Source organism: Pseudomonas abieticivorans, assembly GCF_023509015.1.
GTDB lineage: Bacteria > Pseudomonadota > Gammaproteobacteria > Pseudomonadales > Pseudomonadaceae > Aquipseudomonas > Aquipseudomonas abieticivorans.
The window spans coordinates 6,142,616-6,166,256 of sequence record NZ_CP094975.1; the positions used below are offsets into that span (position 1 = coordinate 6,142,616).

Genomic DNA, 23,641 nt, shown 5'->3' on the forward strand with positions numbered 1-23,641 from the left:
CATGACCAGCCTTGCCCAGCCCGCCGCCATTGCCACCGTCGAACCGCCCGCCCCGGTCAAAAGCCGCAAGCGCCTGCTGATCAGCGCCCTGGCCCTGATTGGCCTGGTCTTGCTGGCGGGGTACGCCTGGCACTGGTGGCAGGTGGGCCGCTTTGTCGAGAGCACCGACGACGCCTACATCGGCGCCGAAACCACGGTGGTCGGGCCCAAGGTGTCCGGCTACATCGCCCAGGTCGCCGTGCAAGACAACCAGCCGGTAAAGGCCGGCGACCTGCTGATCAAGATCGACGATCGCGATTACCGTGCCGCCGTGGCCAAGGCCCAGGGCGCGGTAGCGGCGCAGCAGGCGCTGCTGGCCAACCTGGACGCCACCGAGCATCTGCAGCAAGCGGTGATCAGCCAGGCCGACGCCGGCATCGGCGCCGCCAGTGCCGAGATGGTGCGCTCGCGTAACGATAACGCCCGCTACAAGACGCTCACCCAAACCAATGCAGTGTCCGTGCAGAACGCCCAACAGGTGGAAACCACCTTCAAGACCGCCCAGGCCAACAACGCCCGCGCCCAGGCGCAACTGCTGGCCGCGCAGCGCCAGCTCAACGTGATCGACACCCAAAAGCAGCAGGCCCGTGCCGCGCTGATGCAGGCCAATGCCGACCTTGAGGTGGCGCAACTGAACCTGGGCTACACCGAACTGCGCGCGCCGGTGGACGGCGTAATCGGCAACCGGCGTGCGCGGGTCGGTGCCTTCGCCGCCGCCGGCACGCAGTTGCTCGCGGTGGTGCCGGCCAGTGGTTTGTGGGTGGACGCCAACTTCAAGGAAGACCAACTGGCCGAAATGCGCGCAGGGCAAGCCGTGGTCATTCGCGCCGACGTGTTGCCTGGCAAGACGTTCCACGGCCACCTCGACAGCCTGGCACCGGCCACGGGCGCGCAGTTCAGCGTGCTGCCGCCAGAGAACGCCACTGGCAATTTCACCAAGATCGTCCAGCGGGTGCCGGTGCGCATTTTCCTTGACCCGGCCGATGCGGTACTGGGCCAGCTGCGCCCCGGCCTGTCGGTGACCGCGGCGGTCGATACCAAGGCTACCGAGGCCGGTGAACAGCAGGCCGCCCGGTGAGCACGAGTGCGCCGTTCGACGCGGCCTCCATGCCCACCGGGCAGCGGGTGTTCGCCTTCGCCGCGATGTGCGTGGGCATGTTCATCGCCCTGTTGGACATCCAGATCGTCTCGGCCTCGCTGCGTGACATCGGCGGTGGGCTGTCGGCCGGCGCCGATGAAACCGCCTGGGTGCAAACCAGTTACCTGATCGCCGAGATCGTGGTCATTCCGCTGTCGGGCTGGCTGTCGCGGGTGCTTTCCACGCGCTGGTTGTTCTGTGGCTCGGCCGTGGGCTTTACCCTGGCCAGCCTGTTGTGCGGCATGGCCTGGAACATCCAGAGCATGATTGCCTTTCGCGCCTTGCAAGGCTTTTTGGGCGGTTCGATGATCCCGCTGGTGTTCACCACCGCGTTCTTTTTCTTCACCGGCAAGCAGCGGGTGATCGCCGCCGCCACCATCGGCGCCATCGCCTCGCTGGCGCCCACCCTGGGCCCGACCCTGGGAGGCTGGATCACCGACCATTACTCCTGGCACTGGTTGTTTTACATCAACCTGATACCGGGCATCTTCGTCGCGGTGGTGGTGCCGATGAAGGTACGCATCGACAGCCCGGACTTGAGCCTGCTCAAGGGCGCCGACTACCTGAGCATGTTGTTCATGGCGCTGTTTTTGGGCTGCCTGGAGTACACCCTGGAAGAAGGCCCGCGCTGGAACTGGTTCAGCGACAGCACCATCCTGATTACCGCGTGGGTATCGGGGCTTTCGGCGCTGGCCTTTATCAGCCGCACGCTGATGGTCGAGCACCCCATCGTCGACCTGCGCGCCTTGCGCGAGCGCAACTTCGCCCTGGGCTGCTTCTTCTCTTTCGTCACCGGCATCGGCCTGTTCGCCACCATTTACCTGACGCCGCTGTTTTTAGGCCGAGTGCGCGGCTACAGCGCGCTGGACATTGGCCTGGCGGTGTTTTCCACGGGGGTGTTCCAGATCCTCTCGATCCCGCTGTACGCCTTTTTGGCCAACCGCGTGGACCTGCGCTGGATCATGATGTTCGGGCTGGGGCTGTTCGCCCTGTCGATGTGGGACTTCTCGCCGATCACCCACGACTGGGGCGCCAATGAACTGTTACTGCCCCAGGCCTTGCGCGGCATCGCCCAGCAGATGGCCGTGCCGCCCACCGTGACCTTGACCCTGGGCGCCCTAGCCCAGTCGCGACTCAAACAGGCCTCGGGGCTGTTCAACCTGATGCGCAACCTGGGCGGCGCCATTGGCATCGCGGCGTGCGCGACCCTGCTCAACGACCGCACCAACTTGCACTTCACCCGCTTGGCCGAACACCTGAACAGCACCAACGAAAACATGAACCACTGGCTCGACCAGGTCAGCGGCAACCTCGCGACCCTGGGCCACGGTGGCGCCGACGGCATGACCGCAGCCTTGCAGCAACTGTGGCAACTGACCTACCGGGAGGCACAAACCCAGACCTATTCGGATGCGTTCCTGGCGATCATGGTCTGTTTCATCGTGGCCACGTTGATGGTGCCATTGATGCGCAAGGTGGTGCCGCCGAGCCAGCCTTCAGCGCACGCCCATTGACACCGGCAGGCTACAAGTCATAGCGGTCCACGGCCCGGCGCCGCTCATTGTCATCGCGCACATCGTAGTTGGCCGTGGTCTGGATATTGGTGTGGTGCGCCAGCTTTTGCGCGATGCTCAGGTCATGCTCTTCAATCACCCGGGTGATGAACGAGCGCCTGAAATCGTGGGGCATGATCTTCACCCCCACCTGCATCCCGCGTTGGCGGGCGATGTAGTAAATGGCGTGCTTGGTGATGCGCTCGCGGGTGATGTGGCTGCCACGGCGGATACGGTTGAACAGGAACGGGTCGTCCTTTTGCCCCTCCGGCAGGTGCTCGCGGCGAAAGTCCAGCCAGGCATTGAGCTTGTCAAAGGCCCAGGCCGGCGCGTACTTGACCAGTTGCTTGTTGCCTTTGCCGGTAACCTGCAGGCTGCGTTCGCTGAAATCGATCTGTGCCAACTCAAGGTTCACCGACTCGGACTTGCGCATGCCTGAGCCGTACAGGATCGCGATCACCGCGGCATCCCGCAGGCCTTGTGGCCTGGGGTCAGCGGCGCAGGCGTCCATCAGCTCGCGAATCAGCGTGCGTTTCAGGTTGCGACCCTGGCTTAGGCGGGTGCCGGCCGCAGGCTTGACCGAGCGCATTTTCAGCAGGTGCTCTTGATCGATCAGGCTCAGGCGCCAGGCTTCGTTGACCACCCCGCGGATGGCGTTGACGTACAGCGACGAGGTATTGGGGGCGTAGCCGTCTTCGCGCAGCGCCACCACCAGTGCGGTGATGTGGCCGGGTTGCAGGTGGTGCCAGGGTACGTCACGGATGTCGATCTCATCGAACCCCAGGCGGTCGGCAGCATCTTGCAATACGTATTTCATGGTCAGTTGGCTGGACGGCACCAGGCGCGCCAGGTATTGCACCAGGGGGTTTTGCAGGTCGGGTAGGCAGACAGCGGGCAACTCAGACAAACACGGTAATCCTTTTGCAGGGGGTTAATCACGCAGCGCTGCTAGTTTACCAGCCCCTCCCTTGATGCAGGTCAAACTGGATGCCCGCTACAAAATGTACTATTTAGTTCAAAGAATGGTTCCCGCTCGCAAGGTCGGCTTGACGCTGGCAAGGTTGTACCCCATGAAATTCGGCTTCTGGCTTTTTCTCTCGCTGTTTTGCGTGATGTCGGCGTCGGCTGACGAGGGTGATTTCTGGTACGTGCAAACCAGTGCCTACACCACTCACTGGCGGCATGATCCCGATCATAACAACCACCAGGAACTGATTGGCCTGGAGCGCAACTTCAGCGATGGCACGTTGATCGGCGGCGCTACGTTTCGCAACTCGTATTACCAACGGTCCTATTACGGCTACGTCGGCAAGCGCTGGGAAAGCGCCGACTACCCGGTATACGTCAAGCTCAGTGGTGGGCTGATCCAAGGCTACAAAGGCGAATACCGCGACAAGATCCCCTTGAACCACCTGGGCGTGGCCCCGGTGATCATCCCGGCGGTGGGCGCGCATTTGGGCCCGGTGGGCGCGGAGTTCGTGCTGCTGGGCAATGCCGCAGCGATGGTTAACGCAGGACTGCGCTTTTAGAAGCAATGCTGGCGCGAACCTGATCTTGATCTGCTGTTGATCTGCTGTTGATCTGCTGTTGATCTGCTGTTGATCTGCTCTAGATCTTGATTGTATGCCCCGTAAAGCGCCCGGGCCGACTGGAGGCGTCGCTCAAGGGGCGGCCCGCAGGGCCCGAGGCGCAGCCGAGGAAGACGGCAGCCGGCAAGCTTCTATAGCCGGTGCCGTCTGCCCCTTGAGCGACGCCGGAAGGAGGGGACCCGCAGCGCAGCGGAGGGCCCAAGCAGGGGCAAGCCTTTTTTGCTTACTTTTTGTGGCGTTTGACAAAAAGTAAGACGCCGTAAGGGCGGAACGGTGATTCGGCATCACCCTAACCAATGGATATGCCCACCGTCCTCGGAGCATGCTTCAAAAATCATGTACATATCCATTACCAAGGGCGCGGCCACTTCACCTTTCCGGCCTTACGCCGGCTCACTTTTTGTCAAACGCCACAAAAAGTAAGCAAAAAAGGCTTGCCCCTGCTTGGGCCCTACGCTGCGCTACGGGTCCCCTCCCTCCGGCATCGCTCAAGCGGACGACGGCCCGGGCGCTTAATGGGGCACACAATCAACATCAAAAGCCAAGCAGATCAAGAGCAGATCAATAGCAGCCGTGATCTTGATCTTGATCTTGATCTGCTTTTGATCTTGATTGTGTGCCCCGTAAAGCGCCCGGGCCGACTGGAGGCGTCGCTCAAGGGGCGGCCCGAAGGGCCCGAGGCGCAGCCGAGGGAGACGGCAGCCGGCAAGCTTCTATAGCCGGTGCCGTCTGCCCCTTGAGCGACGCCGGAAGGAGGGGACCCGCAGCGAAGCGGAGGGCCCAAGCAGGGGCAAGCCTTTTTTGCTTACTTTTTGTGGCGTTTGACAAAAAGTAAGACGCCGTAAGGGCGGAACGGTGAAGTGGTCTCCCCCTAAATAATGGATATGCTCGCAATTCTCAGAAGCGGGATTCGGATGCCTTACACATATCCATTGGTTAGGGTGATGCCGAATCACCTTTCCGGCCTTACGCCGGCTCACTTTTTGTCAAACGCCACAAAAAGTAAGCAAAAAGGGCTTGCCCCTGCTTGGGCCCTACGCTGCGCTACGGGTCCCCTCCCTCCGGCGTCGCTCAAGCGGACGACGGCCCGGAATAGAAGCTCCTCCGGCTCCGTCTCCGGCGGCTACGCCTCCGGCCGCTTGATCGACGCCTCCAGTCGGCCCGGGCGCTTAATGGGGCACACAATCAAGATCAAGATCAAGATCAAAATCAAAATCACAAGCAGATCACAAGCAGATCACAAGCAGATCACAAGCAGATCACAAGCAGATCACAAGCAGATCACAAGCAGATCACAAGCAGATCACAAGCAGATCACAAGCAGATCACAAGCAGATCACAAGCAGATCACAAGCCTTTGTCTGGGGCTTTGGGCTATCTGAAAAAAGCTTCATCTTGCCAACCCGCATTCCAGTGCCCTGCCCCACGAATATTTCACGCGCAGTGTTATAGAGTTACCTGTTAAGAGGGTAGACTCCGCCACCGGCTAGACTGGCTGTTTGGCGACCCCGGTTTGATTGTTGGCGTAACCGCGACGGCCCCCGCGAAGGGCTGCGCGCCCCAGTGTAAGCGTGTGTGGAGTGTTGATGAGAGTTGATCTGGATGCCGGCGGCGGCGATCTACAGGCCCTGCCCCGCTTTCAGCGGGCGGCTTGGCAAGCGCGTCGCCTGTTCAGCCTACTGCTGGGCACGGGCGTGTTGTTGGGGCTAGCGTTGCTGGCCGGGATATTTCTGGAGCTGTTTACCCGCGACTCAATCTGGCTACCGTTGTTGAGTCTGGTCGGCGCCAGCCTGCTGTGCCTTGCCGCAGTGGCCCAATGGGCCTGGCGCATCGCCGTGTGGCGCGTGCAAGCCATGGCCCAACCGCCTGTGGTGGCCCTTGCCCCGCCCGCTGAAGACCTGCAATCGCTGAGCGCCTACGACCGCTTCCTTAATCGTATCGGCGACAGCGGCCATGGCCTGATCGAGCGCCTGGGCCTGTCGGCCCTATGGTTGATGGGCCTGGGCGTGCTGGCGCTGCTGCTGGTGAACTACAGCTGGAACCTGGCCCTGCCTGCCCAAGCCCTGGGCCAGAGCGCCTACGTCATGGCAGGCCTGGCGCTGACCCTGGCGTTTTGCCTACTGGTGCTGGAACGCCACCTGAGCGCCAGCGACGCCAACGAATGGCCAGAAGCCTCGGGCCTGGCCCTGCAACTGCGGGTCACCCTCGCCGCCCTGGTGATCAGCGCAGCCTGCCTGTTCTTTGCCAACGCCGACAACACCTGGCCCCTGCGCGTAGCAGTAATTGCTGGCCTGCTGCCGGTGATAGTTGCCTTGGAATTGCTGTTGCGCGCGCTGTTTTCGATATTTACCCCGCAACGCGCCACACTTGAGCCGCAGATCATCGCCGACAGCCTGGCGGCCGGCCTGCTGCATTGGCCGCCGCGCCCGCTGGGGCGTTTGCAGGATGAAATGCAGCAACGCTTCGGCATCGACCTGCGGCAGATCTGGGCCCTGGGCTTCATGCGCCGGGCCTCGCTGCCAGTACTGGCGTTGATCGCAGTGATCGGCTGGCTGCTCAGTGGTGTGACCCAAATCCCCATGAACGGGCGTGGCGTGTACGAACATTTCGGCAAGCCCCTGGCCGTTTGGCAACCGGGCTTGCACGTGGGCCTGCCGTGGCCGTTCGGCCAGGTGCGCGCCGTGGAGAACGGCGTGGTGCATGAGCTGGCGACCAGCAACGAGGCCAGCGCTGCCGATGAGCTGGCCAGCGTCGAAGGGCCGGCGCCGGCCAGTGCCAACCGCCTGTGGGACGCCTCGCACCGCAGCGAAAAATCCCAGGTGATCGCCAGCGCCAGCGGTTCCCAGCAAAGCTTCCAGGTGGTGAACATGGACGTGCGCTTCGTCTATCGCATCGGCCTGACCGACAAAGCCGCCTTGGCCGCCACCTACAACAGCGCCGATGTGCCGGCACTGATCCGCAGCACCGCCAGCCGCGTGCTGGTGCACCAATTGGCCGCCCGCGAGTTGGATGACATGCTCGGCGAAGCCCGCGCACAACTGGGCGACACCATTGGCAAGGCCGTGCAGGGCGAGCTCGATCGCTTGGACAGCGGCGTGCAACTGCTGGCCACGGTGGTGGAAGCCATTCACCCGCCGTCTGGCGCCGCCAATGCCTACCATGCCGTGCAGGCGGCGCAAATCAGTGCCCAAGCGTTGATCTCCCGCGAGCGCGGCAATGCCAGCGAAACCACCAACCAGGCGCAAACCCTGGCCACCGCTACCCGCGACGAGGCCCAGTCCACCCGCGAAGAAACCTTGAGTACCGCGCGCGCCGCAGGCCTGCGTTTCAGTGCCGAGCAGCAGGCCTGGCACAGCGCCGGGCAGGCCTTCATCGATGAACAGTATTTCAGCCAGCTGAGCCTGGGCCTGGCCAACGCCAAAGCGTTGATCCTCGATCACCGCCTTGCCCGTGACGAGCCGCCGACCCTGGACCTGAGAACCTTCGCCGCGCCGGTCGACCCCGGCAAGCCACGCCCGTAACGGCCCGCAGGAGCAACTATTTTGAGTTCAACGCATAACCATTCGGGCCACGACCACGCCCACCACGATCACGATCATGACCACCATGACCATGCCCATGGCGCCCCACAGGACGCCCGGCCCTGGCGGCGCATGGCGCTGGCTGGCGTGCTGGTGCTGTTTGCCATCGCCACCGCGTGCCTGGTGCAGGTGCGTTCCGGCGAAGCCACGGTGATCACCCGCTTCGGCAACCCGGCCCGCGTGCTGCTGGAACCAGGCCTGGCCTGGCGCCTGCCGATCCCGTTCGAAAGCGCGGTACCGGTGGACCTGCGCTTGCGCACCACCTCCAGTGGTTTGCAAGACGTGGGCACCCGCGACGGCCTGCGCATTATCGTCCAGGCCTATGTTGCCTGGCAGGTGCAAGCGGACCCCGACAACGTGCAGCGCTTCATGCGCGCGGTGCAGAACCAGCCTGAAGAGGCTGCGCGGCAAATCCGTACCTTCGTCGGCTCCGCCCTGGAAACCTCGGCCAGCGGCTTCGACCTGTCGAACCTGGTGAACACCGATGCCAGCCAGGTGCACATCGCCGACTTCGAAGACCACTTGCGCCAGCAGATTTCCGAACAGTTGCTCAGCACCTATGGCGTGAAAGTGCTGCAGGTGGGCATCGAGCGCCTGACCCTGCCCGCCGTGACCCTGAACGCCACCGTGGAGCGCATGCGCGCCGAACGGGAAACCATCGCCACCGAACGCACGGCCGAAGGTAAGCGCCAGGCCGCCGAGATCCGTTCGGGCGCCGAGCGTGACGCGCGCATCCTGCAGGCCGATGCCTCGGTCAAAGCCGCCGAAGTGGAGGCCCAGTCCCGGGTCGAAGCCGCCCAGATCTACGGCAAAGCCTATGCCGGGTCCCCGGACCTTTACAACCTGCTGCGCTCGCTGGACACCCTGGGCACCATCGTCAACTCCGGTACCCACCTGGTGTTGCGCACGGATGCGGCGCCGTTCCGCGCCCTGGTCGACGGCCCGCCCCAATTGGCCCCCGCGGCCAAGGCCAGCCAACCATGAGTAGCCCGGACTTGCCACGCGCAGGTGCCAATGGCCCTTGGTTGCAGGCCGGGCGCATGGCCTTCCTGGCCCTGTATGGCGTCACCCTGTTGACCGCGTTTGGCTGGGGCGTGTCGAACATTCGCCAGGTAGGCCCAGAAAGCCGCGCCGTGGTATTGCGCATGGGCGCCTTGCAGCGGGTGCAAAGCGCAGGCCTGCTGCTGGCGTGGCCGCGCCCCTTCGAGCAGGTGGTGATGCTGCCGTCGGCCGACCGGGTGATCGAACAACGGGTGCAAACCCTGCTGCGTGAAAACCAGACCAGCGCCATCGACCTGAACACCTCGCGCAACAGCGACGCGGTGGCTGGCGCCGGCTACCTGCTGACCGGCGATGCCGGCGTGGTGCAACTGGATGTGCGGGTCTTCTACAAGGTCACCGAGCCCTATGCCTACGTGTTGCAAAGCCAGCACTTGCAGGCTTCTCTAGACCGACTGGTCGCCCGCAGCGCCGTGGCCGTCAGCGCCTCGCGCGATCTGGACACCATCCTGGTCGCCCGCCCGGAACTGGTGGGCAGCGACAGCAAGGCCGCCGAACGTCGCGAGCGCCTGCGCGGTGATCTGATGCAAGGCATCAACCAGAGCCTGGCGGCCTTACAGAAAAACGGCAGCGGCCTGGGCGTGCACATCGAGCGAGTCGACCTGCAGTCCAGCCTGCCGGACGGCGCCGTGAACGCCTTCAACGCCGTGCTGACCGCCAGCCAGAAAGCCGAACAGAACATCGCCGCTGCCCGCAACGACGCGGCCAAACTGACCCAGGCCGCCACCCAAAACGCCGACCGCACCCTGCAGGTTGCCCACGCCCAGGCCAGCGAGCGCCTGGCCAAGGCCCAGTCCGACACGGCCACCATCACAAGCCTTGCGCAAACCCAGCACGACCATAGCGACCCAGGCCTGTTGCAGCGCCTGTACCGCGAGCGCATCCCGGGGATCTTGGCCAAGGCCGGCTCCGTGACCACGGTCGACCCGCGGGATGATGCCCACCTGATATTGCAAGGCAACCAACCATGAGCGATCACGCACACCACCATCACGGCCATGCTCACCATGGCCACTCCCACGGCGTGCTGACCGGGGGCATGCTCAGCCGCGACGAACAACGCTCGGCGGCGCGCCAATTGACCCTGGCCATGGTGGCCTTGGGGCTGCTCGCCCTTGGCCTGCTGTGGCGCTGGCTAGACCCGCAACAAGATGGCGTCGGCCAGATGCTGTTTGGCGCCGCCTCCATTCTGGTGGCGATCCCGGTGCTACGCTCGGCCTGGTTCAGCCTGCGTTTCCCCAGCCTGCACGGCATTACCGACCAACTGGTCGCATTGGCCTTGCTGGGCGCCTGGGCCACCGGCGACCTGCTCACCGCAGCACTCCTGCCGATCCTGATGATCTTTGGCCACGTGCTCGAAGAGCGCAGCGTGATCGGCTCCCAGGAAGCCATCGAGGCTTTGGGTAAGTTGACCCGCAGCCACGCCCGGCGCATCGATGCCGACGGCAGCGTGCACGAAGTCGACAACAGTGCCTTGCAAGCCGGCGACCTGGTTGAAGTACGTGCCGGTGACCGCGTGCCCGCCGATGGTCGGGTGCTGGAAGGTCAAGCCAGCCTGGACACCGCGCCCATCACCGGCGAATCGGTGCCGGTACAGGCCGCGCCGGGCATGGAAGTGTTCGGCGGTGCGATCAACCTCGACGGTTGGCTGCGCATCGAAGTGTTGCGCACCGGCGAGGCGTCGACCTTGGGCAAGGTCATCGCGCTGATGCAGAAGGCCGAGCAATCCAAGCCGCCGATCACCCGCCTGCTGGAACGCTACGCCGGCGGTTACATGGTGCTGGTGCTGCTGATTGCCGCCGTCACCTGGTTCATCACCAACGACCCGCAGGCAATGCTTGCCGTGCTGGTGGCTGCCTGCCCTTGTGCACTGGTGTTATCGGCGCCGGCCACGGCCATTGCCGGCATCGCGGTGGCTGCGCGCCACGGCATCCTGATACGCAGCTCGGCCTTCCTGGAAGAATTCGCCGACCTGAGTTCGCTGGTGATCGACAAGACCGGCACCTTGACCTACGGCGCCTTGCACCTGCAAACCCTGGCCCCGGCCACAGGCGTGGAGCTGGACCGCGATGCCTTGCTGCACCTGGCGGCGAGCCTGGGCGCGGCCAGCAGCCACCCGGTCAGCCGCGCCTTGGCGACCTTGGTGCCGCAAGACGCCTATCACCCGCTTGAGCAACTGCGCGAGCGCCAAGGCTTGGGCGTGATTGCCCAGACCAGCAAGGGCGAAGCGGCGCTGGGCCGGGCCGAGCTGTTCCAGCAAATGGGCGTGGACCTGCCGCCCGTGCCGCTGCATGACGGGCCCATCGCCGGCCTGTCGCTGAACGGCCGGTTCATGGCCTGGCTGCTGCTGGCTGACCGGGTGCGCCCGGAAGCGGCCGAAGCCATGGCCGATTTGCGTGAACTGGGACTGGGCCGGCAATTGCTGCTGACCGGCGACCGCCTGCCCGTGGCCAACGCGCTGGCCGAGGTGGTGGGGATCAAGGACGTGGTGGCCCAAGCCTTGCCGGAAGACAAGCTGAGCCGCGTGACAGCAGAAATCCGCAACGGCTTCCGCCCGTTGGTGGTCGGTGACGGCATCAATGATTCGTTGGCGCTCAAGGCCGGCGTAGTGGGCGTGGCCATGGGCGCCGGCGGTGCCGACATCGCCCTAGCCTCGGCCGACATCGTGCTGATCGGCAGCGACCTGCGCCGCCTGGGCACCTGCGTGCGCCTGAGCCGTCAGTGCCGGCGGACCCTGCAGGTCAACGTGGCCATCGGCCTGGGCTGGACCCTGGCCATCGTCGCCGCCGCAGCCTTTGGTTTGCTGGGCGCCGCCGGGGCGATGATCGCCGCCATCCTGCACAACCTCAGCACGCTGCTGGTGCTGGGCAATGCCGGGCGGTTATTGCGGATTGAGGAGCCGTTGAAAAAGCCGCGTTAGCGGCCTTTCAAGGCCACGGGGCGGTAAGGGTGGCGCAGGCCGAATTGTTCGCGGTAATCGCTTAACGAATAACCGGTGATGCGCAGGAACACCTTGCGCAACGCCCCCTCGTCGCCATACCCCACGCTCCACGAAACCTGGGCGATGCTGCGCTGGGTGCTCGCCAGTTGGTCGCACGCCCGCCCGACCCGCAAGTGCTGGCAGTATTCGGTGGGTTTGAGGCCGGTGCAGGCGTGAAACTTGCGCAGGAAGGTACGCGGCTCAAGGCCGGCGCAGGCGGCCATTTCATCCAGGGTGATGCCCTTGGCGTGGTTGCCTTGCAGCCAGCGCTGTACTTTGAGCACGGCGGCCTGGCCGTGGGCGAAATTGGGCTGGAAGGGGTGGGGTCGCGGTGGCTGGCCTTGGGCAGACTCCGGGCGATACAGGGCGGCGGTTTCGACCGCCAGGGTCGCGCCCACGTAACGGGCCAGCACGCCAATGGCCAAGTCCAGCCAGGCCAGGCGCCCGGCGCTGGTCACCAGGTCCGCGCCGTCCACAAACCCTTGCGGCGCTTGGACCTTGATCGCCGGGTAGGCGATGGCCAGGTCCAGCACCTGCTCGGTGCCCACCGTGGCTTCGCGCCCGTCGAGCAAACCGCTGGCGGCCAGCGGCCAGACGCCCGAATCCACCGCCAGCAACGCCGCACCCTGGGCATGCCAGTGGCGCAGCGCCTCGCACACTGCGGGGTTATCAAAGGGCACGGAGCCGTCATACGGCAAAATAAACATCACCCCAGGATGGCCGGCGGCGCCGGGATGCGTGTCATGGATGCGCTCGCGGCCTTGGGCCGACACCGCCCAGTGGCTGAAGCGCAATACCGGTAGCCGGCGCATGCCCAATTCGGCACGCAGCACCTGGGCCCGGGCAAAAAAATCGGTCAGCCCGGCCAGCACGTCGCCAGGGCTACCGGCGCCGGCCAGTACCGCAATTTCCAGGGTATCGGCGTCCTGCATCAATGTCATCGATTCGCACTCCCAGAGCCCAACGCCAATCCTACACAATCGCGGGCGCGGCGGGGATAGGTCAGATCACGACATTGCGCACAAAGCGCACCGCCACCTCACCGTCATTGCGGTAACCGTGGGGGCGATTGCTGGCGTACACGGCGAACTCACCGGCCGCCAGCAAGCGCACCTGGTCGTCAAAACAGAGGGTCAGGCGGCCCTCGAAGACGAAAATCTGCTCGCTCCAGCCATCGGCATCGGCTTGCGACCAGTAAGCCTCGCCGGGTTGCAGGCACCACTCCCACAGCTCCACCTCCCGGCTGGCCGGGGCACTGCCTAACAGCACCGCCTTGCTGCCGGGGTGCTCGCCAACCCAGGCCAGCTCTTCGATACGGCTGGGGTCGCGGTTGTCCGGGGCACGGATCAAATCACTGAAGGCCACGCCCAGCGCCTCGGCAAGGCGGTCCAGGGTGGTCAGGCTGACGTTTTTCTCACCCGCCTCAATGGCCACCAGCATCCGCCGGCTGACCGTGGACAGTTCGGCCAAGGCACTCTGGCTCAAGCCTGCAGCCAGGCGCAGGCGGCGGATGTTCTGGCTGACGTGTTGCAACACGGAGGCACGGGGGTGGGTCACGGGAGAACTCTTCCAGGGGGCCTGCGCAGTATACTGCTCACCGGCAGCGCTGTCCCCCTGCAGGAGCGGATTCATCCGCGAAGAATGCACCACTGGGCCTCCAGACAAACCGCGGCGGCTTTTCGCGGATGAATCCTACAGAAGGAATGCGATCGCCTGTAGGAGCGAATTCATCCGCGAAGAACCGCGGCGGTCTTTTCGCGGATAAATCCGCTCCTACAGAAGGAATGCGATGGCCTGTAGGAGCGGATTCATCCGCGAAGAATGCACCGCTGAGCTTCCAGACAAACCGCAGCGGTCTTTTCGCGGATGAATCCGCTCCTACAGAAGGAATGCGATCGCCTGTAGGAGCCAAGACGCCAGCCTGCTAGGCTCTGGTGACATAAACAGCAACACTTGTCGGACCCTGAGACAGCTTCTTTCTTGGTGATGGCGCATCGGCACCGTATGATTCCCTCTAAATTCCTGCAGATCAGAATGCTATGTCCTTGATAGTTCTACTGCTTCTGCCCTTCGTTGGCAGCTGTTTGGCGGCTGTGTTGCCGCATAACGCCCGTAACAGTGAATCAATTCTGGCAGGCTTGGTGGCCCTGATCGGCACCGTGCAGATGGCGCTTCTTTACCCGCAGATCGCCGATGGCGGGGTCATTCGTGAAGAAATCGCCTGGCTGCCCAGCCTGGGTTTCAACCTGGTGCTGCGCATCGATGGCTTCGCCTGGCTGTTTTCCATGCTGGTGCTGGGCATTGGCACGCTGGTCGCGCTCTACGCCCGTTACTACATGTCGCCAGAAGACCCGGTGCCACGCTTCTTCGCGTTTTTCCTGGCCTTCATGGGCGCGATGCTGGGCCTGGTGATGTCGGGCAACCTGATCCAGATCGTGTTTTTCTGGGAACTCACCAGCCTGTTCTCCTTCCTGCTGATCGGTTACTGGCACCACCGCGCCGACGCCCGTCGCGGCGCCTACATGGCGCTGATGGTGACCGGTGCCGGTGGCCTGTGCCTGCTGGTGGGCGTGCTGCTGCTGGGCCACGTGGTGGGCAGTTACGACCTGGACACGGTGCTGGCTTCAGGCGACCTGATCCGCGCCCACGCCCTGTACCCGGTGCTGCTCACGCTGATCCTGATCGGCGCCCTGAGCAAAAGCGCGCAGTTCCCCTTCCATTTCTGGCTGCCCCACGCCATGGCGGCGCCGACCCCGGTGTCGGCCTACCTGCACTCGGCAACCATGGTCAAGGCCGGGGTGTTTCTGTTGGCACGCCTGTGGCCGGCGCTGTCGGGCAGTGACCAATGGTTCTGGATCGTCAGTGGCGCCGGGGCCTGCACCCTGTTGCTGGGCGCATACGCGGCGATGTTCCAGAACGACCTCAAGGGTCTACTGGCCTACTCCACCATCAGCCACCTGGGCCTGATCACCTTGCTGCTGGGCCTCAACAGCCCGCTGGCGGCGGTGGCCGCGGTGTTCCATATCCTCAACCATGCCACCTTCAAGGCTTCGCTGTTTATGGCCGCCGGCATCATCGACCACGAGAGCGGCACCCGCGACATTCGCCGCCTCAGCGGCCTGGTCAAGTTGATCCCCTACACCGCCACCCTGGCGATGGTGGCCAGCGCGGCCATGGCCGGCGTGCCCTTGATGAACGGCTTTTTGTCCAAGGAAATGTTCTTCGCCGAGACCGTGTTCATTACCTCCACCGCCTGGGTCGAGATCGCCCTGCCGGTGGTCGCCACCGTGGCCGGTACGTTCAGCGTGGTCTACGCCCTGCGCTTTACCGTCGACGTGTTCTTCGGGCCCAAGGCCACCGACCTGCCCCATCAACCCCATGAGCCGCCACGCTGGATGCGCGCACCGGTGGAGCTGCTGGTCATGGCGTGCCTGGTGGTGGGCATATTCCCGGCGCAGTCGGTCGGCCCGATCCTGGCCACGGCAGCGCGCCCGGTAGTGGGCGGCACCTTGCCGGAGTACAGCCTGGCGATCTGGCACGGGCTCAACGCGCCGATGATCATGAGCCTGATCGCCATGTCGGCGGGCGTGGTGTTGTACCTGCTGCTGCGCAAGCAACTCAAGCGCGGGCGCTTCGTGCTGCCGCCGCTGGTGGGGCGGTTCAACGGCAAGCGCTTCTTTGAGCGCAGCCTGGTGCTGTGCATGCGCCTGGCCCGACGCCTGGAGCGCAAGCTGACGACCCGGCGCCTGCAGCCGCAACTGTTTATGCTGGTTTTGATGGCGGTGTTGGCTGGGCTGATCCCCTTCCTGTCCAACGGGCTGAGCTGGGGCGATCGGCCGAAAATCCCAGGTTCCGGGGTGTTCGTGCTGCTCTGGTTGATCGCCATCGCCTGCGCCCTGGGCGCCGCCTGGCAGGCCAAGTACCACCGGCTGGCGGCGCTGACCATGGTCGGCGTTTGCGGGCTGATGACTTGCGTCACCTTCGTCTGGTTCTCGGCACCCGACCTTGCCCTGACGCAACTGGTGGTCGAAGTGGTGACCACGGTGCTGATCCTGCTGGGCCTGCGCTGGCTGCCTCGGCGGATCGAGGACGCCATGCCGCTGCCCGGCAGCGAAAACCGCGCCCGCGTGCGCCGCCTGCGCGACCTGGTGCTGGCCACCGTGGTGGGTGGCGGCATGGCGCTGCTCAGCTACGCCATGCTGACCCGACCTACGCCCAATCATATTTCCTCGTTCTACCTGAGCCGGGCCCTGCCCGAAGGCGGCGGCAGCAACGTGGTGAACGTGATGCTGGTGGACTTCCGCGGCTTCGACACCCTGGGCGAGATCACCGTGCTGGTGGCCGTGGGCCTGGCGGTGTTTGCCTTGCTGCGACGCTTCCGCCCACCGAAGGAAAGCATCCAGCTACCGGCCCAGCAGCGTCTGCTGGCACCGGACGTGGTCACGGACCTGGTCAACCCGCGCAGCGCCAACGACACCGCGCTGGGCTTCATGATGGTGCCTGCGGTGCTGGTGCGCTTGCTGCTGCCGATTGCCGTGGTGGTGTCGATGTACCTGTTCATGCGTGGCCACAACCAACCAGGTGGCGGCTTTGTCGCAGGCCTGGTGATGTCGGTGGCGTTCATCTTGCAGTACATGGTGGCAGGCACCCAATGGGTGGAGGCGCAAATGCGCCTGCGACCGCTGCGCTGGATGGGCACGGGCCTGCTGTGCGCGACGCTCACCGGCGCCGGCTCGCTGCTGTTCGGCTACCCGTTCCTCACCACCCACACCGCGCACTTGCACCTGCCACTGCTGGGCGACATTCACGTGGCCAGCGCGCTGTTCTTCGATATCGGGGTATTTACCGTGGTAGTGGGCGCAACCCTGCTGATCCTGACCGCCCTGGCGCACCAGTCGGTGCGCAGCCACCGGCCATCCAGCCAGCCCAAAGCCGTTGCATCGACAGGAGGCGTCGCCTGATGGAAGAAGTGATTGCAATCGCCATTGGCGTACTCGCCGCCTCCGGCGTCTGGTTGATCCTGCGCCCGCGTACGTTTCAGGTGGTTATGGGCCTGTGCCTGCTGTCCTATGGGGTGAACCTGTTCATCTTCAGCATGGGCAGCCTGTTCATCGGCAAGGAGCCGATCATCAAGGACGGCGTGCCGCAGAACCTGCTCAATTACACCGACCCCCTGCCCCAGGCCTTGGTGCTCACGGCCATCGTCATCAGCTTTGCCATGACCGCCTTGTTCCTGGTGGTGTTGCTGGCCTCGCGCGGCCTGACCGGTACCGACCACGTTGACGGCCGGGAGCCCAGGGAATGACTTTGCCGAACCACCTGATCGTCGCGCCTATCCTGCTGCCGTTGTTTACCGCCGCGCTGATGTTACTGCTGGGCGAAAAGCGCCGGCCGCTCAAGGCACGCCTGAACCTTTTGTCCAGCCTCGCAGGGCTTGGCATTGCCATGTACCTGTTGTGGTGGGTGCAACAGCAGAGCCAGGCTGAGTCCATTGGCGTATACCTGCCGGGTAACTGGCAAGTGCCCTTTGGCCTGGTGCTGGTTCTCGATCGCCTGTCGGCGTTGATGCTGGTGTTGACCGGAGTCGTCGGCGTCAGCGCGCTGTTGTTCGCCATGGCCCGCTGGGACCGCGCCGGCACCAGCTTCCACGCGCTGTTCCAAATCCAGCTGATGGGCCTGTACGGCGCCTTCCTGACGGCCGACCTGTTCAACCTGTTCGTGTTTTTCGAAGTGCTGCTGGCGGCCTCCTACGGGATGATGCTGCACGGCTCGGGCAAGGCCCGGGTGAAGGCCGGCCTGCATTACATCGCGATCAACCTGCTGGCATCCTCGTTGTTTCTGATCGGCGCGGCGATGATCTACGGCGTGACCGGCACCCTGAACATGGCCGACCTGGCCCTGAAGATCCCGCTGGTGCCCGAGGCCGACCGCGCCCTGCTGCACGCCGGCGCGGCAATCCTGGCCACCGCCTTCCTGGCCAAGGCCGGCATGTGGCCGCTGAACTTCTGGCTGGTGCCGGCCTACTCCGCAGCCAGTGCCCCGGTGGCGGCCCTGTTCGCGATCATGACCAAGGTGGGCGTGTACACCCTGCTGCGCCTGTGGACCCTGCTGTTTTCCAGCCAGGCCGGCGCTTCGGCGCACTTTGGCGGCGATTGGCTGATCGTTGGCGGGCTCGCCACCATCGCCGTGGCGGCCATTGCGCTGGTGGCCGCCCAACGCCTGGAACGCATGGCCAGCCTGAGCATCCTGGTGTCGGCCGGCATCCTGCTGGCTGCCATCGGCTTCGCCCAGCCGGCGCTCACGGCGGGGGCGCTGTTTTACCTGGTCAGTTCCACCCTGGCCTTGTGCGCGCTGTTTTTGCTGGCCGAATTGATCGAACGCTCGCGCTCGGCCAACGACTTGGTGGCCGATGAAATCGACTCGATGCCGCCGCCCCTGGAATCGCTGCACCCGCCCAAGGGCATCAACCTGGACGATGAACAAAAGGCCGTGGTCGGCCAGGTCATCCCCTGGACCATGGCGTTTTTGGGCTTGAGCTTTATCGCCTGCGCCCTGCTGATCATCGGCATGCCGCCACTGTCGGGGTTCATCGGCAAGCTGAGCCTGATCAGTGCCTTGTTCAACCCGCAGGGCATGGGGGTTGCGCCCCAGGCACCGCTGTCCCCGGCCGGCTGGGCCCTGGTGATCCTGTTGGTGCTGTCGGGCGTGGCGTCGCTGATGGGGCTGGCACGCATCGGCATCGCGCGTTTCTGGACCCCACAAGAGCGCCCGTCGCCGTTGCTGCGCAGCTACGAATGCCTGCCCATCGTGGTGCTGCTCGGCCTGTGCATGGTGCTGACCGTCAAGGCCGAATCGCTGATGCGCTACACCCAGGACACCGCCGCCATGCTCGATGACCCCAAGCAATACGTGATGGCCGTGATGGCGACGCGCCCGGTACCCAACCCGCAAACCCAGGCCGATGAATCGCAGGTGCAGCCATGAAGCGCCTGCTCCCCGCCCCGTGGTTTTCCCTGGCACTGTGGCTGTTGTGGCTGCTGCTGAACCTGTCCTTGAGTGCCGGCAACCTGCTGCTGGGGGCGGCCTTGGCGATCCTGGCGCCGCTGTTGATGGCGCCGCTGCGGCCTTTGCCGGTTCGCATCAGCAAGCCCTGGGTGATCGTGCGCCTGATGACCCGGGTTGGTCTGGACGTGATTGTCTCCAACCTGCAAGTGGCCTGGGGCGTGCTCAACCTGGGCCGCAAGCCGCCCCGTTCGATGTTCGTCAAGGTGCCGCTGGATTTGCGCAACGCCAACGGCCTGGCCGCGCTGTCGACCATCACCACGGTGATCCCGGGCACGGTCTGGTCAGAGTTGGCCCTGGACCGCAGCATCCTGCTGTTGCACGTATTCGATCTGGACGACGAGGCGCAGTTCATCAAGCACTTCAAGGCCACCTACGAGCGCCCGCTGATGGAGATCTTCGAATGAGTGCCCTGCTTGCCAACAGTATCCTATTGAGCCTGTTTATCTTCAGCGTGGCCATGGTCCTGGCACTGATTCGCCTGTTCCGCGGCCCTTCGGCCCAGGACCGCGTGTTGGCGCTGGACTACCTGTACATCCTGGGCATGCTGATGATGCTGGTGCTGGGCATCCGCTACGCCAGCGACACCTATTTCGAGGCAGCGCTGCTGATCGCCCTGTTCGGCTTCGTCGGCTCGTTCGCCCTGGCCAAATTCCTCTTGCGTGGCGAGGTGATCGAATGAATCAGGTTGAGGCATTGCCCCTGTGGGTCGAGGTCATCACGGCCGCGCTGTTGTTGCTCGGCAGCCTGTTCGCGCTGCTGGGGGCCATTGGCCTGGTGCGCCTGAAGGATTTTTTCCAGCGCATGCACCCGCCGGCCCTGGCCTCGACGCTGGGCGCCTGGTGCATCGCCCTGGCGTCGATTCTGTATTTTTCCTGGCTCAAGCACGCACCGCTGCTACACGCCTGGCTGATCCCGATCCTGCTGTCGATCACGGTGCCGGTGACCACCCTGCTGCTGGCCCGCGCCGCGCTGTTTCGCAAGCGCATGGCTGGCGACGAGGTGCCGGCCGAAGTCAGCAGCCGGCCACCACAGGGCTGATCACTGCAAACTGCTGCTCAGGTTGCTGGCGATATCGGCAGGCACCCAGGCTTTCCACAGGTCTGGGTTGGCCTTGAGAAAGGCCCTGGCCGCCTCACGCGGCGCCTGGTGCTTCTCGCTCATGCTCGCCAGCGCCTGATTCAGCGGCCCGATTGGCAACTGCACCTTGGCGAAGAACTCGACCAGTTGCGGATACTGCTGCTGGAACGGCGCCGACACGCCGATGGACAACTTGGACGGCAACGAGCGCGTCGGCCTGGGGTTGGGGTCATTGGGGTCGGTCAAGGTTTTCCAGGCCTGGGCATCGAAGGCCGGCTCCTCCAACTGCACCAGCTTGTAGCGCCCCAGCAGCGGCGTGGGCGACCAGTAGTAGAACAACACCGGCTTGCCACGCTTGATCGACGAAGTAATCTCGGCGTCCAGCGCCGCCCCGGAGCCGGAACGGAAGTTCACGTAGCTGTCGCTCAAGCCGTACGCCTTGATCTTTTGCGCGTTGACGATTTCCGAGGTCCAGCCAATGGGGCTGTTGAGGAAACGCCCCTTGCCGGGGGTCTCGGGATCTTTGAACACGTCCTTGTAGCGCGGCAAGTCGCTGATGCTGCGCAAGTCCGGCGCCAGCGGCTTGATGCCACGGGCCGCATCGCCCTTGATCACGTACTCCGGCACCCACCAGCCTTCGGTGGCACCCTTGACCGTGTCGCCGATGGCGACCACCTGGCCGGCAGCTTCGGCTTTTACCCACACGGGGCTGCGGCCTGCCCACTCTTCACCGATCACCTGGATATCGTTTTTCGACAAGGCGGTTTCAAGGGTGATGGTGGTGCCCGGCAGGGTGTCGGTCTGTTGGCCGTAGCCCTTCTCGACGATCAGGCGCAGCACTTCGGTAATCAGGCTGCCACTTTCCCAGTTAAGGTCGGCAAAGTGAATCGGTGCCGTGGTTTGGCTCACGGGTGCGGCAGCCAATGCCGAACTCAATACGGCGCTCATGGCCAGCGCCAATAATCCTTTCATTGCCAGGCCCTCCAAGTTGCACAGGTAGTGTGCAACTGACTGTAGACGAGGCTATTTCGTTCGGCGCGGGAGTTACTCGCTTGGCTTGAAGGTCAACTCGCCCTTGCGCCATTTGGCCGCCTTGGCGGTCGCGGCTTTAAGGATTTTGGCCAGGCCTTCTTGAAGTTGCTCATGCGCCGAGAACACGGTGACCACCGTCTGGCCTTCCTTGAACACGATACCGTTGCCTTCCGGGGTGCTGACAAAGGCGTATTCACCCAGGCCATAGACCGTCAGCTTGATGTCGCGAAACTTGATTTCAAACTTGCCGCCTTCACGGCTGGGCAATACCGCGGCGCGAAAATGGTCGCCCACTTTCAGTTCAAGGCGGGGCTTGTCGTCCACCACCAGGGCACTCTCGGTATCGATCTCGGCCATGTAAATGCCTTCGGCCGACTGTTCCGTTACATACACAAAACGGGACTGAAACTGTTTGACCAACTTGGCGCGCAAGTCGCCCAGCACGAACAAGGCGTGCATCTCCAGATTACTGACTGCCAATGAAAAATCCTCTAACTGAAAAACACTGCCCGGCAAAACACAGGCAGCCAACATGATAAATGCCCGGGCTCGACGACACAGGCCCGGTAACGAAGTCCTTTGATGAGTACCGACTGGCAAGCACACGAAAGCCTAATGCAAAGACGGGCTCGACGCTGCCCCAGACAGGCTTCCTGCCTTGAAGGAAACAACCGCGCAAGTTGCCGGAAAAATCCGACCTCTGATTAAATATTCGACGTTCCACTCGCCCTTGTCACCCGGCACGAACGACCAAGGCAAGCAACCGGCAGGGCATTAAGAAATTACCTAAAGGGGAAACATCGGTGAGGGCTTGGCTTATGACCTGCCCTTCAGTGCTGATAATGGTTCCGGCCGCAGGGTCGTTGCGGCGGATCAGCCTGCTCGCATATTACCGAACATTACAGGGTTGGGGTCAAGGGCTTTTGCAGGCGCCCGGCACTCGCGTGCTGCAATGATCGGCTCAAGTGCTTTGTAAGCGCGCCGATACAGAGTGCACACACTCAACGAGGTCGAAGGAATGATCAGCATCGACACCTCCTCAAGCAGCCTTGCAGGCCTGCTTTCAGGCACCGACGAGCCCGACGCGGCCAAACGCGAGCATGACCTGCAGGCGCGCCAGGCCGCCAAGCACAAACAGGAGGAGAAAAACGAAGCGGCGCGGCGCAAGGATCGCCTGCACAACAAACAGGTGCAGCAGTTACAGAGCACCCTGCGCCACAAGCAATACCACTTCATGGCCGCGCAGGGGGCCGAATACGCCACCGAAGCCGAACGCCTTGCGGCCTTGATAAAGGCCCGCGCCGGGGTCCTGGCCGCGCACGTGGCGATCAACCTGGCCGCCTCACCACCGCCATTGGCCGCAAGCTCGCACGCCTTGGACAACGCCCAGGCGGCGGCCGGCATCCAGGCTGACGCCTGACGCTCAGCAGGCGTGCCGGGCGGGTACGGCCAGGTTCGCGCTGGCCAGTTCGGCCAGCCACGCGGCCCTGCACTCATCCGCGTCGGCGCGGTCGGCGAATGCCGTGCCGCGCTGCTCACCATTGACCAACACTACCCAGCAAATACGCTTGCCCAGGGTTCGAAGCGACGGCGGCACGCCACTGCCAATCATTACGGCCACATCCACTTTGCTTTGCATGATTTCCCTCCCGAGATTTCATTAGCAACCTAACTATAAGCACAGTGTAGTGATTTGCCGCGATTTGAAAAAGCGTCACCCGGTACAGCTATGTTGCACGATCGGTAATAAACACAGGGAGGCACGCAAGCCGGTATCGGCGCGCAGGGGCGGTGTCAGGCACTGGTCAGCCGGGCAGACAGCCAGGCGGCACCCCGGCCTTCAGGGAGAGGGCCAGGGCAAGGGGTGGCGTGGCGCCACCCCCGTTCGATCAAGCTTGGCGCTGGTGCTTGTCGATCTGCTCGTGGCGCTCTTGGGCTTCGATGCAGTACTTGGTGGTCGGGCTGATCAGCAGGCGCTTGAGGCCGATTGGCTCGCCGCTGTCATCGCACCAGCCGAAGCTGTCATCACTGATACGGCCCAGGGCCATTTCCAACTGCGGTAGCAGGCGCTGGTCGCGATCGATCGCGTTGACCAGCCAGGTGCGCTCTTCTTCAACGGACGCTGCGTCGGCAGGATCGGCCGGCGTGTCCAGGCTCTCGATGGCTACACGGTTCTGCTCGATGCGCGCGTGGGCTTCGACCTTGGTGGCCTGCAGCAACTCGGTGAAAAACGCCAGTTGCTCAGCGTTCATGTAGTCATCAGCCGGCATGGCCAGCAACTTTTCCTTTGTCATTGATTTCTCTATAAAAAATACGTGCATTAAGGCGAATCAGGGTGCTTCGCTCGGCAAGGCCCAGCGCGGCGATATTCTTCAAGCGCCAACCGGCACTCTATTAAAGAGGGGCGGCAGTCTAAGGCCGGTTTTCGCGCGCAGCAACCACCTTGAGCGGCGATTTGACCAATAACCTGCGAAAAAGCCTGCCGGGGACCTTATCTTGACCGCCGACAGGCCTATTTTCAGCCCATG

At 63.8% G+C, this 23,641-nt stretch carries 21 protein-coding genes; 14 read left to right on the forward strand and 7 right to left on the reverse strand.

Features of this window, described 5'->3' with window-relative positions:
* Nucleotide 1: 1 nt before the first annotated feature.
* Nucleotides 2–1,117 (forward strand): HlyD family secretion protein, encoded by a 1,116-nt coding sequence (locus tag L9B60_RS27870; RefSeq protein WP_249674236.1) that lies wholly within the window; start codon nucleotides 2–4, stop codon nucleotides 1,115–1,117.
* A 29-nt stretch (nucleotides 1,118–1,146) separates the two neighbouring features.
* Nucleotides 1,147–2,691 carry a DHA2 family efflux MFS transporter permease subunit gene (locus tag L9B60_RS27875; protein WP_249680185.1) on the forward strand — a complete coding sequence of 515 codons (1,545 nt, stop codon included), beginning with the start codon at nucleotides 1,147–1,149 and terminating at the stop codon, nucleotides 2,689–2,691.
* Between the two features lie 10 nt (nucleotides 2,692–2,701).
* On the opposite strand, the gene L9B60_RS27880 is transcribed toward L9B60_RS27875, so the two are convergent.
* Nucleotides 2,702–3,637, reverse strand: a complete 936-nt coding sequence (locus L9B60_RS27880; RefSeq protein WP_249674237.1) for a site-specific integrase — start codon at nucleotides 3,635–3,637, stop codon at nucleotides 2,702–2,704.
* A 163-nt stretch (nucleotides 3,638–3,800) separates the two neighbouring features.
* Here L9B60_RS27880 and L9B60_RS27885 point away from each other — a divergent pair, with 163 nt between their 5' ends.
* The 5 genes from L9B60_RS27885 (at nucleotide 3,801) to L9B60_RS27905 (ending at nucleotide 11,879) form a co-directional block, all read left to right on the forward strand.
* Complete coding sequence (locus L9B60_RS27885) at nucleotides 3,801–4,259, forward strand: sn-glycerol-3-phosphate transporter (RefSeq protein WP_249674239.1); 459 nt, start codon at nucleotides 3,801–3,803, stop codon at nucleotides 4,257–4,259.
* 1,646 nt (nucleotides 4,260–5,905) lie between these two features.
* Nucleotides 5,906–7,840: a protease modulator HflK gene (gene hflK / locus L9B60_RS27890; RefSeq protein WP_249674240.1), complete on the forward strand. Its 1,935-nt coding sequence runs from the start codon at nucleotides 5,906–5,908 to the stop codon at nucleotides 7,838–7,840.
* An 18-nt stretch (nucleotides 7,841–7,858) separates the two neighbouring features.
* Nucleotides 7,859–8,884 carry a protease modulator HflC gene (gene hflC, locus L9B60_RS27895; protein ID WP_249680187.1) on the forward strand — a complete coding sequence of 342 codons (1,026 nt, stop codon included), beginning with the start codon at nucleotides 7,859–7,861 and terminating at the stop codon, nucleotides 8,882–8,884.
* A complete protein-coding gene (gene hflK, locus L9B60_RS27900; RefSeq protein ID WP_249674241.1) occupies nucleotides 8,881–9,930 on the forward strand; it encodes a protease modulator HflK in 1,050 nt (349 codons plus the stop codon). Before hflC ends, hflK (L9B60_RS27900) begins: the two co-directional genes overlap by 4 nt.
* Nucleotides 9,927–11,879 carry a heavy metal translocating P-type ATPase gene (locus tag L9B60_RS27905; RefSeq protein WP_249674243.1) on the forward strand — a complete coding sequence of 651 codons (1,953 nt, stop codon included), beginning with the start codon at nucleotides 9,927–9,929 and terminating at the stop codon, nucleotides 11,877–11,879. The genes hflK (L9B60_RS27900) and L9B60_RS27905 overlap by 4 nt, the downstream gene beginning before the upstream one ends.
* On the opposite strand, the gene L9B60_RS27910 is transcribed toward L9B60_RS27905, so the two are convergent.
* Together L9B60_RS27910 and L9B60_RS27915 are read right to left on the reverse strand one after the other, a co-directional pair.
* Complete coding sequence (locus tag L9B60_RS27910; protein ID WP_249674245.1) at nucleotides 11,876–12,880, reverse strand: GlxA family transcriptional regulator; 1,005 nt, start codon at nucleotides 12,878–12,880, stop codon at nucleotides 11,876–11,878. The genes L9B60_RS27905 and L9B60_RS27910 overlap by 4 nt on opposite strands.
* A 61-nt stretch (nucleotides 12,881–12,941) precedes the next feature.
* Nucleotides 12,942–13,496, reverse strand: a complete 555-nt coding sequence (locus L9B60_RS27915; RefSeq protein WP_249674247.1) for a helix-turn-helix domain-containing protein — start codon at nucleotides 13,494–13,496, stop codon at nucleotides 12,942–12,944.
* A gap of 482 nt (nucleotides 13,497–13,978) precedes the next feature.
* Between L9B60_RS27915 and L9B60_RS27920 the strand changes: the two genes are divergently transcribed.
* From L9B60_RS27920 to L9B60_RS27945, 6 genes are read left to right on the forward strand one after another with little or no spacing between them, the layout of a single operon-like run.
* The gene (locus tag L9B60_RS27920; RefSeq protein WP_249674249.1) at nucleotides 13,979–16,900 is read left to right on the forward strand and encodes a monovalent cation/H+ antiporter subunit A; all 2,922 of its coding nucleotides are present in this window, start codon (nucleotides 13,979–13,981) and stop codon (nucleotides 16,898–16,900) included.
* Nucleotides 16,900–17,244, forward strand: coding sequence for a Na+/H+ antiporter subunit C (locus tag L9B60_RS27925; RefSeq protein ID WP_249674250.1), 345 nt, complete (start codon nucleotides 16,900–16,902; stop codon nucleotides 17,242–17,244). The genes L9B60_RS27920 and L9B60_RS27925 overlap by 1 nt, the downstream gene beginning before the upstream one ends.
* Complete coding sequence (locus L9B60_RS27930) at nucleotides 17,241–18,923, forward strand: monovalent cation/H+ antiporter subunit D (RefSeq protein WP_249674251.1); 1,683 nt, start codon at nucleotides 17,241–17,243, stop codon at nucleotides 18,921–18,923. Before L9B60_RS27925 ends, L9B60_RS27930 begins: the two co-directional genes overlap by 4 nt.
* On the forward strand, nucleotides 18,920–19,408 hold the full coding sequence (locus L9B60_RS27935) for a Na+/H+ antiporter subunit E (RefSeq protein WP_249674253.1): 489 nt from the start codon (nucleotides 18,920–18,922) through the stop codon (nucleotides 19,406–19,408). The genes L9B60_RS27930 and L9B60_RS27935 overlap by 4 nt, the downstream gene beginning before the upstream one ends.
* Nucleotides 19,405–19,683, forward strand: coding sequence for a K+/H+ antiporter subunit F (locus L9B60_RS27940; RefSeq protein WP_249674254.1), 279 nt, complete (start codon nucleotides 19,405–19,407; stop codon nucleotides 19,681–19,683). The genes L9B60_RS27935 and L9B60_RS27940 overlap by 4 nt, the downstream gene beginning before the upstream one ends.
* Complete coding sequence (locus tag L9B60_RS27945; protein WP_249674256.1) at nucleotides 19,680–20,042, forward strand: Na+/H+ antiporter subunit G; 363 nt, start codon at nucleotides 19,680–19,682, stop codon at nucleotides 20,040–20,042. The genes L9B60_RS27940 and L9B60_RS27945 overlap by 4 nt, the downstream gene beginning before the upstream one ends.
* Here the strand turns inward: L9B60_RS27945 and L9B60_RS27950 are convergent, their stop codons facing one another.
* Together L9B60_RS27950 and L9B60_RS27955 are read right to left on the reverse strand one after the other, a co-directional pair.
* The gene (locus L9B60_RS27950; protein ID WP_438866028.1) at nucleotides 20,043–21,053 is read right to left on the reverse strand and encodes an ABC transporter substrate-binding protein; all 1,011 of its coding nucleotides are present in this window, start codon (nucleotides 21,051–21,053) and stop codon (nucleotides 20,043–20,045) included.
* Between the two features lie 72 nt (nucleotides 21,054–21,125).
* A complete protein-coding gene (locus L9B60_RS27955; protein ID WP_249674257.1) occupies nucleotides 21,126–21,593 on the reverse strand; it encodes a hypothetical protein in 468 nt (155 codons plus the stop codon).
* 538 nt (nucleotides 21,594–22,131) lie between these two features.
* Here L9B60_RS27955 and L9B60_RS27960 point away from each other — a divergent pair.
* Nucleotides 22,132–22,533, forward strand: coding sequence for a hypothetical protein (locus L9B60_RS27960; protein WP_249674259.1), 402 nt, complete (start codon nucleotides 22,132–22,134; stop codon nucleotides 22,531–22,533).
* 3 nt (nucleotides 22,534–22,536) lie between these two features.
* Here the strand turns inward: L9B60_RS27960 and L9B60_RS27965 are convergent, their stop codons facing one another.
* Together L9B60_RS27965 and L9B60_RS27970 are read right to left on the reverse strand one after the other, a co-directional pair.
* Entirely contained in the window at nucleotides 22,537–22,752 is a 216-nt protein-coding gene (locus tag L9B60_RS27965) for a hypothetical protein (protein WP_249674261.1), read from the reverse strand.
* Nucleotides 22,753–23,002: 250 nt separating this feature from the next.
* Complete coding sequence (locus tag L9B60_RS27970) at nucleotides 23,003–23,407, reverse strand: TraR/DksA family transcriptional regulator (RefSeq protein ID WP_249674262.1); 405 nt, start codon at nucleotides 23,405–23,407, stop codon at nucleotides 23,003–23,005.
* Nucleotides 23,408–23,641 lie beyond the last annotated feature (234 nt).